Annotated in this window: 15 protein-coding genes; 14 read left to right on the plus strand and 1 reads right to left on the minus strand. The window is 52.5% G+C overall.

Annotation, left to right across the window (positions count from 1 at the left end):
• Positions 1–88: 88 nt before the first annotated feature.
• The 14 genes from yceD (at position 89) to ptsG (ending at position 12,704) form a co-directional block, all read left to right on the plus strand.
• A complete protein-coding gene (gene yceD / locus OGX97_RS11885; protein ID WP_003036239.1) occupies positions 89–610 on the plus strand; it encodes a 23S rRNA accumulation protein YceD in 522 nt (173 codons plus the stop codon).
• A gap of 16 nt (positions 611–626) precedes the next feature.
• Positions 627–800: a 50S ribosomal protein L32 gene (gene rpmF, locus OGX97_RS11890; protein ID WP_003036242.1), complete on the plus strand. Its 174-nt coding sequence runs from the start codon at positions 627–629 to the stop codon at positions 798–800.
• 123 nt (positions 801–923) lie between these two features.
• Positions 924–2,003, plus strand: coding sequence for a phosphate acyltransferase PlsX (plsX, locus tag OGX97_RS11895; protein WP_071846967.1), 1,080 nt, complete (start codon positions 924–926; stop codon positions 2,001–2,003).
• A 77-nt stretch (positions 2,004–2,080) separates the two neighbouring features.
• Entirely contained in the window at positions 2,081–3,034 is a 954-nt protein-coding gene (gene fabH, locus OGX97_RS11900; RefSeq protein WP_003832181.1) for a beta-ketoacyl-ACP synthase III, read from the plus strand.
• Between the two features lie 15 nt (positions 3,035–3,049).
• Positions 3,050–3,979: an ACP S-malonyltransferase gene (gene fabD / locus OGX97_RS11905; RefSeq protein ID WP_048226957.1), complete on the plus strand. Its 930-nt coding sequence runs from the start codon at positions 3,050–3,052 to the stop codon at positions 3,977–3,979.
• A gap of 12 nt (positions 3,980–3,991) precedes the next feature.
• Positions 3,992–4,726 carry a 3-oxoacyl-ACP reductase FabG gene (fabG, locus tag OGX97_RS11910; RefSeq protein ID WP_003036255.1) on the plus strand — a complete coding sequence of 245 codons (735 nt, stop codon included), beginning with the start codon at positions 3,992–3,994 and terminating at the stop codon, positions 4,724–4,726.
• A 154-nt stretch (positions 4,727–4,880) separates the two neighbouring features.
• Entirely contained in the window at positions 4,881–5,117 is a 237-nt protein-coding gene (acpP, locus tag OGX97_RS11915; protein WP_000103754.1) for an acyl carrier protein, read from the plus strand.
• 85 nt (positions 5,118–5,202) lie between these two features.
• Positions 5,203–6,444, plus strand: a complete 1,242-nt coding sequence (gene fabF, locus OGX97_RS11920) for a beta-ketoacyl-ACP synthase II (protein ID WP_003036260.1) — start codon at positions 5,203–5,205, stop codon at positions 6,442–6,444.
• Between the two features lie 135 nt (positions 6,445–6,579).
• Positions 6,580–7,389, plus strand: coding sequence for an aminodeoxychorismate lyase (gene pabC / locus OGX97_RS11925; protein WP_079934888.1), 810 nt, complete (start codon positions 6,580–6,582; stop codon positions 7,387–7,389).
• A 2-nt stretch (positions 7,390–7,391) separates the two neighbouring features.
• On the plus strand, positions 7,392–8,414 hold the full coding sequence (gene yceG / locus OGX97_RS11930) for a cell division protein YceG (RefSeq protein WP_125363414.1): 1,023 nt from the start codon (positions 7,392–7,394) through the stop codon (positions 8,412–8,414).
• Positions 8,404–9,045, plus strand: a complete 642-nt coding sequence (gene tmk / locus OGX97_RS11935) for a dTMP kinase (RefSeq protein ID WP_008784374.1) — start codon at positions 8,404–8,406, stop codon at positions 9,043–9,045. The genes yceG and tmk overlap by 11 nt, the downstream gene beginning before the upstream one ends.
• Entirely contained in the window at positions 9,042–10,046 is a 1,005-nt protein-coding gene (gene holB / locus OGX97_RS11940) for a DNA polymerase III subunit delta' (RefSeq protein ID WP_071444814.1), read from the plus strand. The genes tmk and holB overlap by 4 nt, the downstream gene beginning before the upstream one ends.
• Before the next feature lie 10 nt (positions 10,047–10,056).
• Positions 10,057–10,854 (plus strand): metal-dependent hydrolase, encoded by a 798-nt coding sequence (locus OGX97_RS11945; protein ID WP_020996495.1) that lies wholly within the window; start codon positions 10,057–10,059, stop codon positions 10,852–10,854.
• Positions 10,855–11,270: 416 nt separating this feature from the next.
• Positions 11,271–12,704, plus strand: coding sequence for a PTS glucose transporter subunit IIBC (gene ptsG, locus OGX97_RS11950; protein ID WP_003836725.1), 1,434 nt, complete (start codon positions 11,271–11,273; stop codon positions 12,702–12,704).
• Between the two features lie 55 nt (positions 12,705–12,759).
• On the opposite strand, the gene OGX97_RS11955 is transcribed toward ptsG, so the two are convergent.
• On the minus strand, positions 12,760–14,538 hold the full coding sequence (locus OGX97_RS11955) for an aminopeptidase P family protein (RefSeq protein WP_286592427.1): 1,779 nt from the start codon (positions 14,536–14,538) through the stop codon (positions 12,760–12,762).
• Positions 14,539–14,542 lie beyond the last annotated feature (4 nt).

Below are 14,542 nucleotides of genomic sequence, written 5' to 3' on the forward strand. Positions count from 1 at the left end.
GCAATGTGTGCGAATTATTGGCAAAAGGCAACCACAGGCTGCCTTTTTCTTTGACTATATGACGTTACAAAGTTAATATGCGCGCCCTATGCAAAAGGTAAAATTACCCCTGACTCTTGATCCGGTTCGTACGGCTCAAAAACGCCTCGATTATGAAGGTATCTATACTTCTGATCTGGTTGAGCGCGTCGCCGATTCTGTAGTCAGTGTGGACAGTGATGTGGAATGCTCCATGTCGTTCGCTATCGATAACCAGCGTCTCGCCGTTATAACCGGTGATGCGAAGGTATCGGTTACGCTCGAATGTCAGCGTTGCGGGAAACCGTTCCCACTTCATGTTCACACAACATATTGTTTTAGTCCTGTCCGTTCTGACGAGCAGGCTGAAGCACTCCCGGAAGCGTATGAGCCGATTGAGGTTAACGAATTCGGTGAAATCGATCTGCTTGCAATGGTTGAAGATGAGATTATCCTCTCCTTGCCGGTAGTTCCGGTGCATGATTCTGAACACTGTGAAGTGTCCGAGGCGGACATGGTCTTTGGCGAATTGCCTGATGAAGCGCAAAAACCAAACCCATTTGCCGTATTAGCCAGCTTAAAGCGTAAGTAATTGAGGAGTAAGGTCCATGGCCGTACAACAGAATAAACCAACCCGTTCCAAACGTGGCATGCGTCGTTCTCATGACGCTCTGACCGCAGTCACCAGCCTGTCTGTAGACAAAACTTCTGGTGAACAACACCTGCGTCACCACATCACTGCCGACGGTTTCTACCGTGGCCGTAAGGTAATCGCTAAGTAATCACGCATGACTCAATGGCTTTCCCACTTCTGGTGAGAAAGACAAAGAGTGAACGCGTGATGAAGCTTAGTGAGGCTTTCCCCGGGTGACTGGGGAAACACCTAACCGGGCAGCGACGATACCTTGACACGTCTAACCCTGGCGTTAGATGTCATGGGGGGAGATTTTGGCCCTACCGTGACAGTGCCTGCAGCATTGCAGGCACTGAATTCTAATTCGCAACTCACACTTCTTTTAGTCGGGGATCCCGATACAATCACGCCATTACTTGCCAAAGCTGACTTCGAACAACGTTCGCGTCTGCAGATTATCCCTGCTCAGTCAGTTATTGCCAGTGATGCCCGGCCCTCGCAAGCTATTCGCGCCAGTCGTGGAAGCTCAATGCGTGTTGCCCTGGAGCTCGTGAAAGAAGGTCAGGCACAAGCTTGTGTCAGCGCCGGTAATACGGGCGCACTCATGGGACTTGCGAAGTTATTGCTCAAACCTCTTGAGGGGATTGAGCGTCCTGCGTTGGTGACGGTGTTACCCCATCAGCAAAAGGGCAAAACGGTGGTGCTGGATTTGGGCGCCAACGTAGATTGTGATAGCACGATGTTGGTGCAATTTGCCGTCATGGGTTCCGTGCTGGCAGAAGAGGTTGTTGGCATTGCCAATCCTCGCGTAGCGTTACTCAACATCGGCGAAGAAGAAACGAAAGGTCTCGACAGTATTCGAGATGCTTCAGCTGTGCTAAAAACAATCCCTTCCATTAATTATATCGGCTATCTTGAAGCCAATGAGTTACTGACTGGCAAAACCGATGTGTTGGTCTGTGACGGTTTTACAGGTAATGTCACATTAAAGACGATGGAAGGTGTTGTCAGAATGTTCCTTTCACTGCTGAAATCTCAGGGTGAGGGCAAAAAACGGTCGTGGTGGCTTCTGTTATTAAAACGTTGGTTACAAAAAAGCCTGACAAGGCGATTTAGTCACCTCAACCCCGACCAGTATAATGGCGCCTGTCTGTTAGGATTGCGCGGCACGGTGATTAAGAGTCATGGTGCGGCCAATCAGCGAGCATTTGAAGTCGCGATTGAACAGGCAGTGCAGGCGGTGCAGCGACAAGTTCCTCAGCGAATTGCCGCTCGCCTGGAATCTGTATACCCAGCTGGATTCGAACTGCTGGACGGTGGCGAAAGCGCAAAATCACGAGCACACAGATAACGGTGCGTTTGTGAATGTGGCCAACGTATCAGCGATTTGCTCGTAGCGGTATATAACCAAAAAGTGACTGAGCGTACATGTATACGAAGATTATTGGTACTGGCAGCTATCTGCCTGAACAAGTGCGTACTAACGCCGATTTGGAAAAAATGGTTGAGACATCTGATGAGTGGATCGTCACTCGTACAGGTATCCGTGAACGCCATATTGCAGCGCCAAATGAAACAGTTGCGACGATGGGCTTTGCCGCCGCAAACCGTGCGATTGAAATGGCGGGCATCGACAAAGAACAAATTGGTCTGATTGTGGTTGCTACCACATCATCCACTCACGCATTTCCAAGCGCGGCGTGCCAGATCCAAAGTATGCTGGGGATCAAAGGCTGTCCGGCGTTTGACGTTGCAGCCGCTTGTGCTGGCTTCACTTACGCCCTGAGCGTTGCCGACCAGTACGTTAAATCTGGCGCAGTTAAGCATGCTCTGGTCGTTGGCTCCGATGTCCTGGCCCGTACCTGCGATCCAACCGATCGCGGAACGATCATCATTTTCGGTGATGGGGCTGGTGCGGTTGTACTGAGCGCATCAGAAGAGCCAGGCATTCTCTCCACGCATCTGCACGCTGACGGTCGCTACGGCGAACTGTTGACGCTGCCTAACGCCGATCGCGTGAACCCGGAAAACCCGATCCACCTGACGATGGCGGGTAACGAAGTATTTAAAGTCGCGGTGACCGAGCTTGCGCACATCGTTGATGAAACGCTGGAAGCCAATAATCTCGACCGTTCTGCGCTGGACTGGCTGGTGCCGCATCAGGCTAACCTGCGCATTATCAGCGCGACAGCTAAAAAGCTGGGTATGTCGATGGATAATGTTGTCGTGACGCTCGACAGACATGGTAATACCTCTGCTGCCTCCGTACCGTGCGCGCTGGACGAAGCCGTCCGCGACGGGCGTATTAAAGCTGGGCAGTTGATATTGCTTGAAGCCTTCGGGGGTGGATTCACCTGGGGCTCCGCGCTGGTTCGTTTTTAGTATAAGGATTTAATCATGACGCAATTTGCATTTGTGTTTCCGGGGCAGGGTTCCCAGACCGTTGGGATGTTGTCTGAAATGGCAGCAAACTACCCAATTGTTGAAGAAACATTTGCTGAAGCATCAGCTGCACTGGGCTATGATCTGTGGGCGTTGACTCAGCAAGGTCCGGCTGAAGAACTGAATAAAACCTGGCAGACGCAGCCCGCGCTGTTGACCGCATCCGTTGCGCTTTATCGCGTATGGCAGCAGCAGGGGGGTAAAACACCTGCGCTGATGGCGGGTCACAGCCTGGGCGAATATTCTGCGCTGGTATGTGCGGGTGTTATCAGTTTTGCCGATGCCGTACGTCTGGTTGAACTGCGTGGCAAATTCATGCAGGAAGCGGTTCCGGAAGGCACTGGCGGCATGTCTGCTATTATCGGTCTGGACGATGCCGCTATCGCTAAAGCGTGCGAAGAGTCTGCCGAAGGCCAGGTGGTTTCACCGGTAAACTTTAACTCACCGGGTCAGGTGGTTATTGCCGGGCATAAAGAAGCCGTAGAACGTGCTGGTGCTGCCTGTAAAGCCGCGGGCGCTAAGCGTGCGCTGCCGCTGCCGGTCAGCGTTCCTTCTCACTGCGCGCTGATGAAGCCTGCCGCTGAGAAACTGGCCGTTGAGCTGCAGAAAATCACCTTTAACGCGCCGACTGTTCCGGTTGTGAACAACGTCGACGTGAAGTGCGAGACCACGGCAGACGCAATTCGCGATGCGCTGGTTCGTCAGCTGTATAGCCCGGTTCAGTGGACTAAAACCGTTGAATTTATGGCATCCCAGGGCGTAGAGCACCTGTATGAAGTCGGTCCGGGTAAAGTTCTGACCGGTCTGACGAAACGTATTGTTGACACCCTGACTGCTTCGGCACTGAATGAGCCGGCGGCATTGTCTGCGGCGCTAGAGCAATAAAAGAGGAAGACCATGAGTTTTGAAGGAAAAATCGCGCTGGTTACCGGTGCAAGCCGTGGCATTGGCCGCGCAATTGCTGAGACACTTGTTGCCCGTGGCGCGAAAGTTATCGGTACTGCTACCAGCGAAAGCGGCGCGCAGGCCATTAGCGATTACTTAGGTGCAAATGGTAAAGGTCTAATGTTGAATGTGACCGATCCGGCATCTATCGAATCTGTTCTGGAAAATATTCGCGCAGAATTTGGTGAAGTCGATATCCTGGTCAATAATGCCGGGATTACTCGTGATAACCTGTTAATGCGCATGAAAGATGACGAGTGGAACGATATCATCGAAACCAACCTGTCATCTGTTTTCCGTCTGTCAAAAGCGGTAATGCGAGCTATGATGAAAAAGCGTCATGGGCGTATTATCACTATCGGTTCTGTGGTTGGTACCATGGGAAATGCGGGTCAGGCTAACTACGCTGCGGCGAAAGCGGGTCTGATCGGCTTCAGTAAATCACTGGCGCGCGAAGTTGCGTCTCGTGGCATTACTGTAAACGTTGTTGCTCCGGGCTTTATTGAAACGGACATGACGCGTGCGCTGTCTGATGATCAGCGTGCGGGTATTCTGGCGCAGGTTCCTGCGGGTCGCCTCGGTGGCGCTCAGGAAATCGCCAGTGCGGTTGCATTTTTAGCTTCTGACGAAGCAAGTTACATCACAGGTGAGACTTTGCACGTCAACGGCGGGATGTACATGGTTTAACCACGATGAAAAATATTTGCGTTATTGTAGGTCTTGGCCTCAAAATAACGTAAAATCGTGGTAAGACCTGCCGGGATTTAGTTGCAAATTTTTCAACATTTTATACACTACGAAAACCATCGCGAAAGCGAGTTTTGATAGGAAATTTAAGAGTATGAGCACTATCGAAGAACGCGTTAAGAAAATTATCGGCGAACAGCTGGGCGTTAAGCAGGAAGAAGTAACCAACAATGCTTCCTTCGTTGAAGACCTGGGCGCAGATTCTCTTGACACCGTTGAGCTGGTAATGGCTCTGGAAGAAGAGTTTGATACTGAGATTCCGGACGAAGAAGCTGAGAAAATCACTACCGTTCAGGCTGCCATTGATTATATCAACGGCCACCAGGCGTAAGTGAACATCTCCAGGCGGTCATTCGACCGCCTGAGTTTTATCTTTTTATCCCACTTGAATTATTTTCCCTCCCTGGAGGACAACCGTGTCTAAGCGTCGTGTAGTTGTGACCGGACTGGGCATGTTGTCTCCTGTCGGCAATACCGTAGAGTCTACCTGGAAAGCTCTCCTTGCCGGTCAGAGTGGCATCAGCCTGATCGACCATTTCGATACTAGCGCCTATGCAACGAAATTTGCTGGCTTAGTAAAGGATTTTAACTGTGAAGACATTATCTCGCGCAAAGAACAGCGCAAGATGGATGCCTTCATTCAATATGGAATTGTCGCTGGCGTTCAGGCCATGCAGGATTCTGGCCTCGAAATTACGGAAGAGAACGCTCATCGTATTGGCGCCGCTATCGGCTCTGGTATTGGCGGTCTCGGTCTTATCGAAGAAAACCATACCTCACTGGTAAACGGTGGACCGCGTAAGATCAGCCCGTTCTTCGTTCCGTCGACGATTGTTAACATGGTGGCTGGTCATCTGACCATCATGTACGGCCTGCAAGGGCCAAGCATCTCCATCGCGACCGCCTGTACTTCAGGCGTGCATAACATCGGTCATGCCGCACGTATCATTGCATACGGCGATGCAGACGCGATGGTTGCGGGTGGTGCTGAAAAAGCCAGTACGCCGTTGGGTGTGGGTGGCTTTGGCGCGGCACGTGCACTGTCTACGCGTAATGATAACCCGCAAGCGGCAAGCCGCCCATGGGACAAAGAGCGTGACGGCTTTGTGCTGGGCGACGGCGCTGGCATGGTGGTACTGGAAGAGTACGAGCATGCGAAAGCGCGCGGTGCAAAAATCTATGCTGAAGTCGTTGGCTTCGGTATGAGCAGCGATGCTTACCACATGACGTCGCCACCGGAAAACGGTGCAGGCGCTGCGCTGGCAATGGTCAACGCACTGCGCGATGCGGCTATTGAAGCGGGTCAGATTGGCTATGTCAACGCGCATGGTACGTCTACGCCTGCAGGCGATAAAGCTGAAACCCAGGCAGTGAAATCTGTCTTTGGCGATGCGGCAAGCCGTGTGATGGTAAGCTCCACCAAATCCATGACCGGACACCTGTTGGGTGCGGCGGGCGCGGTAGAGTCTATTTTCTCTATCCTGGCGCTGCGCGATCAGGCTATTCCGCCAACCATCAACCTGGATAACCCGGATGAAGGTTGTGACCTGGACTTCGTACCTCATGAAGCGCGTCAGGTTAGTGGTCTGGAGTATGCGCTGTGTAACTCCTTTGGCTTCGGTGGTACCAACGGCTCTTTGATCTTTAAAAAGATTTAAGTCCGTCAGGTGATGCGCTAGCATCGATAGCAAATTGAAAAGGTCCGCTTGTCGGGCCTTTTTTTATTCGGTTTTCCGCCCTTGTCCTGTGTTACTCATCCTGCCAAACTAGCGGACCAGAAATAAGGAGCCACCATGTTCTTAATTAATGGCTGCGAGCAAGATATGCTGGCCGCAAGCGATCGAGCGACCCAATTTGGTGATGGCTGTTTTACCACTGCCTGTATTATCGACGGTGAAATTCCTCTCTTTGCAGCGCATCTTGCGCGTTTACAAGACGCTTGCCAAAAACTGCTGATCTCTTTTGAAGATTGGTCCGAGCTGCAAAATGAAATGAAAATGCTGGCGAAAGGGCACGTACGCGGAGTGTTGAAAGTGATTATCAGCCGTGGCAGTGGAGGCCGGGGTTACAGTGGCAAAAATTGTCATAGTGCCACACGCATCCTCTCCGTTTCATCCTGGCCCGATCATTACGATCGTTGGCGGCAAGAAGGTATTACGCTGGCGCTAAGCCCAGTGCGGCTGGGACGTAATCCACTGCTTGCCGGGCTTAAACACCTGAATCGACTGGAGCAGGTGTTGATTCGCTCTCATCTTGAACAGACGGACGCCGATGAAGCGCTGGTTCTTGACAGCGAGGGATGGGTTACGGAATGCTGTGCGGCTAATTTGTTCTGGCGTAAAGGCGATGTGGTTTACACGCCCCGGCTGGACCAGGCCGGAGTGAACGGTATTATGCGACAATTCTGTATCCGGATGCTGGCACAATCGCCATTCAGTATTGTCGAAGTGTATGCCGGGTTGGAGGAGGTAATGCAGGCTGATGAAATCGTCGTCTGTAACGCGTTAATGCCCATTATTCCCGTGCGTGCCTGTGGCGACACGTTGTTGTCTTCACGTTTGTTATTCGATTATTTAGCCCCACTTTGTGAGCACCCGAATTAGTCATGAAAAAACTGTTACTTGTTGTCCTGTTATTGCTGGTTGTGCTGGGCATTGCCGCTGGAGTGGGAATGTGGAAAGTTCGCCATCTGGCGGACAGCAAATTATTGATTAAAGAAGAAACGATTTTTACGCTGAAAGCGGGGACGGGCCGTCTGGCTCTCGGCGAACAGCTGTATGCAGACAAAGTTATCAATCGTCCGCGCGTGTTCCAGTGGCTGCTGCGTGTGGAGCCCGAGCTGTCGCATTTTAAGGCCGGAACATATCGCTTCACGCCTGACATGACGGTGCGGGACATGCTGCAACTGCTGGAAAGCGGCAAAGAGGCGCAGTTCCCGTTACGTCTGGTTGAAGGGATGCGCCTGAGCGATTACCTCAAACAGCTGCGTGATGCCCCGTATATCAAACATACGTTAAGCGACGATAGCTATGAGACCGTGGCCGAGGAACTTAAGCTGGAAAACCCGCAATGGGTAGAAGGCTGGTTCTGGCCAGATACCTGGATGTATACCGCCAATACTACTGACGTAGCGTTGCTAAAACGCGCGCATCAGAAAATGGTTAAAGCGGTGGATACTGTCTGGGAGGGGCGCGCTGATGGCCTGCCTTATCAGGACAAAAATCAGCTGGTAACCATGGCTTCTATTATTGAAAAAGAAACTGCGGTTGCCAGCGAGCGCGACCAGGTGGCTTCGGTCTTTATTAACCGCTTACGTATCGGTATGCGTTTACAAACCGATCCGACCGTGATTTACGGGATGGGTACACGGTATAATGGCAAATTGTCGCGTGTGGATTTAGACACCCCGACCGCCTATAACACCTATACCATTACGGGACTGCCGCCAGGCCCGATTGCCATGCCGGGAGAGGCTTCATTGCAGGCCGCGGCGCATCCGGCAAAAACGCCGTATCTCTATTTTGTGGCTGACGGTAAAGGCGGCCACACGTTTAACACCAATCTTGCCAGCCATAACCGGTCCGTGCAGGATTACCTGAAAGTGCTTAAGGAAAAAAATGGGCAGTAACTATATCGTCATTGAAGGCCTGGAAGGCGCCGGAAAAACCACCGCGCGTAACGTGGTGGTGGAGACACTTGAGCAACTCGGTATTCGTGACATGGTTTTCACCCGTGAACCTGGTGGAACGCAGCTGGCTGAGAAACTAAGAAGTCTGGTGCTGGATATTAAATCGGTCGGTGACGAGGTCATTACCGATAAAGCCGAAGTTCTGATGTTTTACGCGGCGCGTGTACAGTTGGTCGAAACCGTTATTAAACCTGCACTGGCGAAAGGCGCGTGGGTAATTGGCGATCGTCACGATCTGTCGACCCAGGCGTATCAGGGCGGCGGACGCGGTATCGATCAAAACATGCTGGCAACCCTGCGCGATGCGGTGCTTGGTGATTTTCGCCCGGACCTGACGATCTATCTGGATGTGACGCCAGAAGTCGGGTTGAAGCGTGCCCGTGCCCGCGGCGAGCTGGATCGTATTGAGCAGGAATCTTTCGACTTCTTTAATCGTACTCGCGCGCGCTATCTTGAGCTGGCTGCCAAAGACACCAGCATTCGTACTATAGATGCTACGCAGCCGTTGGAGGCTGTGATGGCTGATATCCGTCATACCATCACCCAATGGGTGAAGGAGCAGGGCGCATGAAATGGTACCCATGGTTACGACCGGATTTTGAAAAACTGGTAGCCAGCTACCAGGCTGGTCGTGGTCACCATGCGTTACTGATTCAGGCGTTACCCGGAATGGGCGACGACGCGCTGATTTACGCCCTCAGCCGCTATTTAATGTGCCAGCAGCCGGAAGGGCATAAAAGCTGCGGACAGTGCCGCGGCTGTCAGCTAATGCAGGCGGGGACGCACCCTGACTACTATTCGCTGCTGCCGGAAAAAGGCAAAAGCACGCTGGGGGTTGATGCGGTACGCGAAGTCAGTGAAAAGCTGTACGAGCATTCGCGTCTCGGCGGGGCGAAGGTCGTGTGGATCCCGGATGCTGCCCAGTTAACCGACGCCGCCGCCAACGCCTTGCTGAAAACGCTGGAAGAACCCCCGGCACAAACCTGGTTTTTCCTCGCCAGCACAGAGCCAGCTCGCTTGCTGGCGACATTACGCAGTCGTTGCCGGTTACATCATCTTGCGCCACCTCCGGAGTCGTATGCGATCTCCTGGCTTGCTCGTGAGGTGACTGCGTCGTCAGAAGCGCTGCTGAGCGCGTTACGCCTGAGTGCAGGTTCGCCAGGCGCGGCACTCACGTTGTTACAGGCTGAAAGCTGGGCGCACCGCACAGATTTTTGTGCGGCACTGGTGAACACATTAAACACAGGCGACTGGTATATCTTGCTCGCGGCGTTAAACCACGATCAGGCTGCCGCCCGTTTACACTGGCTGGCAACGTTGTTGACCGATGCGTTGAAACGTCCGTATGGCGTTTCCCATTTAACGAATCCTGATGCGCTGGACCTGATATCTTCTATCGCAGAACGGTTATCCGTTGCCCAGATACAGGCGATACTCGGTGACGTTTGTCATTGTCGTCAGCAACTGCTGAACGTAACAGGCGTAAACCGTGAGCTGGTGTTAACCGATCTTATTCTTCGTATTGAGCATTACCTGCAACCAGGCACCGTACTGCCTGTTCCCCATCTTTGAGAGAGACATTATGTTTTTAGTCGACTCACACTGCCATCTTGATGGCCTGGATTATCAATCTCTGCATAAGGACGTGGATGACGTGCTGGCAAAAGCGGCCGCACGTGATGTGAAATTCTGTCTTGCCGTCGCGACAACTCTGCCTGGATATCGCAGTATGCGCGAACTGGTCGGTGAGCGTGACAATGTCGTTTTCTCCTGCGGCGTGCATCCGTTAAATCAGGATGAAACCTATGATGTTGAGGACCTGCGTCGTTTTGCCGCCGAAGAGGGGGTTGTGGCGATGGGAGAAACCGGGCTGGACTATTTTTACACGCCGGAAACAAAGGTGCGCCAGCAGGAATCTTTTATCCACCATATTCAGATCGGCCGTGAGTTACAGAAGCCGGTTATCGTGCATACCCGCGATGCGCGAGCCGATACGCTGTCTATTCTGCGCGAAGAAAAAGTGACGGATTGTGGCGGCGTACTACACTGTTTTACAGAGGACAGAGAAACGGCGGGCAAATTACTGGACCTTGGATTCTATATCTCGTTTTCCGGCATCGTCACGTTCCGAAATGCAGAGCAGCTCCGTGATGCCGCCCGCTATGTTCCTCTGGACCGGTTATTGGTCGAGACGGATTCTCCCTACCTTGCGCCTGTACCGCATCGTGGAAAAGAGAACCAGCCCGCCATGACTCGTGACGTTGCAGAGTACATGGCCGTAGTGAAAGGTGTTGCCGTTGAAGAACTGGCGCAGGCAACCACTGATAACTTTGCCCGCCTGTTTCACATCGACGCTTCTCGCCTGCAATCTGTTCGTTAACTGACTTTTTTTAAAGCTCGTAATTAATCACTAATGCGAGTAAAGTTCACCGCCACAAAATGGGCGGTGAATAATCAGTTTGACACATTCAGAAACGCATTTTATCGGAATGTGCGGATTTTGCGGCCATTCACGACTGAACTGTGATAGCCGTCAAACAAAAACAAACTGAATTATTTTACTCTGTGTAATAAATAAAGGGTACTTAGATGCCCTGTACACGGCGAGGTTCTCCCCCCTCGCCAATGCGTGAGAACGTAGAATACACAAAGTCAATCAAGCTGCATCAAGGCGGCAAGTGAGTGAATTGCAGGAGCTTACTAGAGTAAGTGACTGGGATGAGCGAGCGCAGCCCGCCCTGAGGCGGTTTGAAGGATGAAGTGTATAAGCACAAATACTCAGGAGCACTCCTAATTATGTTTAAGAATGCATTTGCTAACCTGCAAAAGGTCGGTAAATCGCTGATGCTGCCGGTATCCGTACTCCCGATTGCAGGTATCCTGCTGGGCGTCGGTTCCGCTAACTTCAGCTGGCTGCCAGCCGTTGTATCGCACGTAATGGCAGAAGCAGGCGGTTCTGTTTTTGCGAACATGCCGCTGATTTTTGCTATCGGTGTTGCGTTAGGCTTCACTAATAATGACGGTGTATCTGCACTGGCATCCGTTGTTGCTTACGGCATCATGGTTAAGACCATGGCTGTTGTTGCGCCGCTGGTTCTGCATTTACCTGCTGAAGAGATCGCCGCTAAACACCTTGCTGATACGGGTGTTCTCGGGGGGATTATCTCCGGTGCGATTGCAGCGTATATGTTCAACCGTTTCTACCGTATCAAATTGCCTGAGTATCTTGGCTTCTTTGCGGGTAAGCGCTTCGTTCCTATCATTTCTGGTCTGGCTGCCATCTTCACAGGTGTGGTTCTGTCCTTCATTTGGCCGCCGATCGGTACTGCGATTCAGACGTTCTCTCAGTGGGCTGCATACCAGAACCCGGTCGTAGCGTTCGGTATCTATGGCTTCATTGAGCGCTGCCTGGTACCGTTTGGTCTGCACCATATCTGGAACGTTCCATTCCAGATGCAGATCGGTGAATACACCAACGCTGCGGGCCAGGTGTTCCACGGTGATATTCCTCGCTATATGGCGGGTGACCCGACTGCGGGCAAACTGTCCGGTGGCTTCCTGTTCAAAATGTACGGTCTGCCGGCTGCTGCTATCGCTATCTGGCACTCTGCTAAACCAGAAAACCGCGCGAAAGTGGGCGGTATCATGATCTCCGCGGCGCTGACCTCGTTCCTGACCGGTATTACCGAGCCGATCGAGTTCTCCTTCATGTTCGTGGCGCCGATCCTGTACATCATCCACGCGATTCTGGCTGGTCTGGCATTCCCGATCTGTATCCTGCTGGGTATGCGCGACGGTACGTCGTTCTCCCACGGTCTGATCGACTTTATCGTTCTGTCCGGTAACAGCAGCAAACTGTGGCTGTTCCCGATTGTCGGTATCGGTTATGCGATTGTTTACTACACCATCTTCCGTGTGCTGATCAAAGCGCTGGACCTGAAAACGCCAGGTCGTGAAGATGCTACCGAAGACAGCAAAGCAGGTGCGACCGGTGAAATGGCTCCGGCTCTGGTTGCTGCATTCGGCGGTAAAGAAAACATCACTAACCTCGATGCGTGCATCACTCGTCTGCGTGTCAGCGTGGCTGACGTTGCTAAAGTGGATCAGGCTGGCCTGAAGAAACTGGGTGCGGCAGGCGTTGTGGTAGCTGGTTCCGGTGTTCAGGCTATCTTCGGGACTAAGTCCGATAACCTGAAAACTGAAATGGATGAGTACATCCGTAACAGCTAAGCAGTAAGAAGTTGGGGAGAACTAAGGCAGCCTGCGGGCTGCCTTTTTTATTGCATTAATTAGCCTGAATGCGAATTGGTGCGGTGGCGGCGAACAGCCAGGGACGTGCCTCTGCGTTCACGCGCGGGGATAGCGTCTCTCTGACCTGCTGGTGGTAATCATCAATCCACTGTTTCTCAGCATCACTCAGCAGATGCAGTTCGACCAGATTCAAATCAATCGGTACCAGCGTCAGCGTTGAGAAACGACAGAAACCAGGACGACTGTTGATAATCTCCACCTGATTCTCAATGCGGATCCCATATTGTCCGGCCAGATAATAACCCGGCTCGATGGTGATGATGTTGCCTGCGACCAGTGGCCACGGGTTTACTTTTTTGGCAATGCGATGTGGCTGCTCATGAATAAGCAACTGGTGACCCACGCCGTGTCCCGTGCCATGATCAAAATCCAGTCCCAGCTCCCACAACGCCCGGCGGCTAAAAGCATCCAGTTGATGGCCCTGAGTCCCGCTGGGAAACTGCAGCGAAATAAGCGACAAAAAGCCTTTCAACACGGCGGTGTAATGCAGGCGACGTTGTGGATCCTGTGGGCCAAACGCGAGGGTACGCGTCGTATCCGTCGTACCATTGTGGTACTGGCCACCGGAATCATTCAGATACATGGCCTGCGAGGTAATTGGCGTATTGGTCTTTTCACTGGAGTGGTAATGACACATTGCGGCATTGCTGGCAGAGGCCGAAATCGTGCTGAAACTTTGCTCGATAAATCCCGGCTGCTGCTGGCGAAATTCCAGTTGCTTGGCCTGCGCTTCCAGCTCGGTGACCGGATTGCCTGCCGCTTCGCGCAAAGGAACTTCATGGGCCAGCCAGGCAAGGAAGTTTACCCAGGCTGCGCCATCTTGTTCATGGCATTCCCGATAGCCTGCCAGTTCAACGTCATTTTTGTGGGATTTCATCAGAGTGATGGGATCGGGCGCCCATAAGACGTTGCCACCGTGTTCTTCAATGGCAAAACGCAATGCGACCGGGGCGTAGTCTTTATCGACCAGGAAACGCTTCCCATTAGCTAATTGCTGGCAGCGAGTCAGAAAATTCTCTTGCGGGGCCAGAGTAAGCGTATCCAGCAGTGATGCGGGGAGCTGTTGCGTTTTATTGCTATCCACAAACCATTCCAGCTCACCGCTGCGATGGAGCAGGGCAAACGAAAACGGCACTGGCACCATGGCCAGATCCGAACCGCGCACATTCAATAACCAGGCAATGTTATCCGGCAGGGTAATTGCCAGCACGTCAGCCTGGTGTTGAGCGAGTTGTTCCACGACGCGGGCACGCTTTTGCGTGCTGCTTTCCCCGCTGATTTCAATGGGCATTTCACGAATGATGCCGCAGGGTGCTGCCGGGCGGTCTAGCCATACCTGGTCAAAAGGATCTTGCTCAAGAGGCACCAGCTCGCAGTGGGTTGCCGACAGTGCTTCAAACTGGCTATTGACCATCAGCATCGGTTCAAAGCCGATACGTTTACCTGCTGCAACATGAGACTGCAAATAGTCGGCCAGCGGTTCATCGTGTAAATGATGAATTTCAAAATCATCCAGCGAGACTTCATTGCGCACCTGGACCTGATAACGTCCATCGACAAACATTAATGCGCGGTCTTGCAGGACCAGCGCGAGTCCCGCAGAGCCGCTAAAACCGGTCAGCCAGGCCAGCTTATTGTCATGCGGCGTACAATCTTCGCTTTGATGAGCGTCGGCGCGCGGGACAATCATGCCATCCAGCCCCTGCGCTATCAGCAGGTTACGCAGGGCGGAAAGAGGAGTTGAGTTGTGCATAGTT

Source organism: Citrobacter sp. Cpo061, from assembly GCF_030332845.1.
Lineage (GTDB): Bacteria > Pseudomonadota > Gammaproteobacteria > Enterobacterales > Enterobacteriaceae > Citrobacter > Citrobacter portucalensis.

Excerpts from the sequence above, each read along its gene's own strand:
- OGX97_RS11945 (WP_020996495.1), top strand. The coding sequence starts at position 10,057 with ATGTTTTTAGTCGACTCACACTGCCATCTTGATGGCCTGGATTATCAA.
- pabC (WP_079934888.1), top strand. The coding sequence starts at position 6,580 with ATGTTCTTAATTAATGGCTGCGAGCAAGATATGCTGGCCGCAAGCGAT.
- acpP (WP_000103754.1), top strand. The coding sequence starts at position 4,881 with ATGAGCACTATCGAAGAACGCGTTAAGAAAATTATCGGCGAACAGCTG.
- holB (WP_071444814.1), top strand. The coding sequence starts at position 9,042 with ATGAAATGGTACCCATGGTTACGACCGGATTTTGAAAAACTGGTAGCC.
- rpmF (WP_003036242.1), top strand. The coding sequence starts at position 627 with ATGGCCGTACAACAGAATAAACCAACCCGTTCCAAACGTGGCATGCGT.
- tmk (WP_008784374.1), top strand. The coding sequence starts at position 8,404 with ATGGGCAGTAACTATATCGTCATTGAAGGCCTGGAAGGCGCCGGAAAA.
- fabD (WP_048226957.1), top strand. The coding sequence starts at position 3,050 with ATGACGCAATTTGCATTTGTGTTTCCGGGGCAGGGTTCCCAGACCGTT.
- ptsG (WP_003836725.1), top strand. The coding sequence starts at position 11,271 with ATGTTTAAGAATGCATTTGCTAACCTGCAAAAGGTCGGTAAATCGCTG.
- yceD (WP_003036239.1), top strand. The coding sequence starts at position 89 with ATGCAAAAGGTAAAATTACCCCTGACTCTTGATCCGGTTCGTACGGCT.
- fabH (WP_003832181.1), top strand. The coding sequence starts at position 2,081 with ATGTATACGAAGATTATTGGTACTGGCAGCTATCTGCCTGAACAAGTG.
- yceG (WP_125363414.1), top strand. The coding sequence starts at position 7,392 with ATGAAAAAACTGTTACTTGTTGTCCTGTTATTGCTGGTTGTGCTGGGC.
- fabG (WP_003036255.1), top strand. The coding sequence starts at position 3,992 with ATGAGTTTTGAAGGAAAAATCGCGCTGGTTACCGGTGCAAGCCGTGGC.
- OGX97_RS11955 (WP_286592427.1), bottom strand. The coding sequence starts at position 14,538 with ATGCACAACTCAACTCCTCTTTCCGCCCTGCGTAACCTGCTGATAGCG.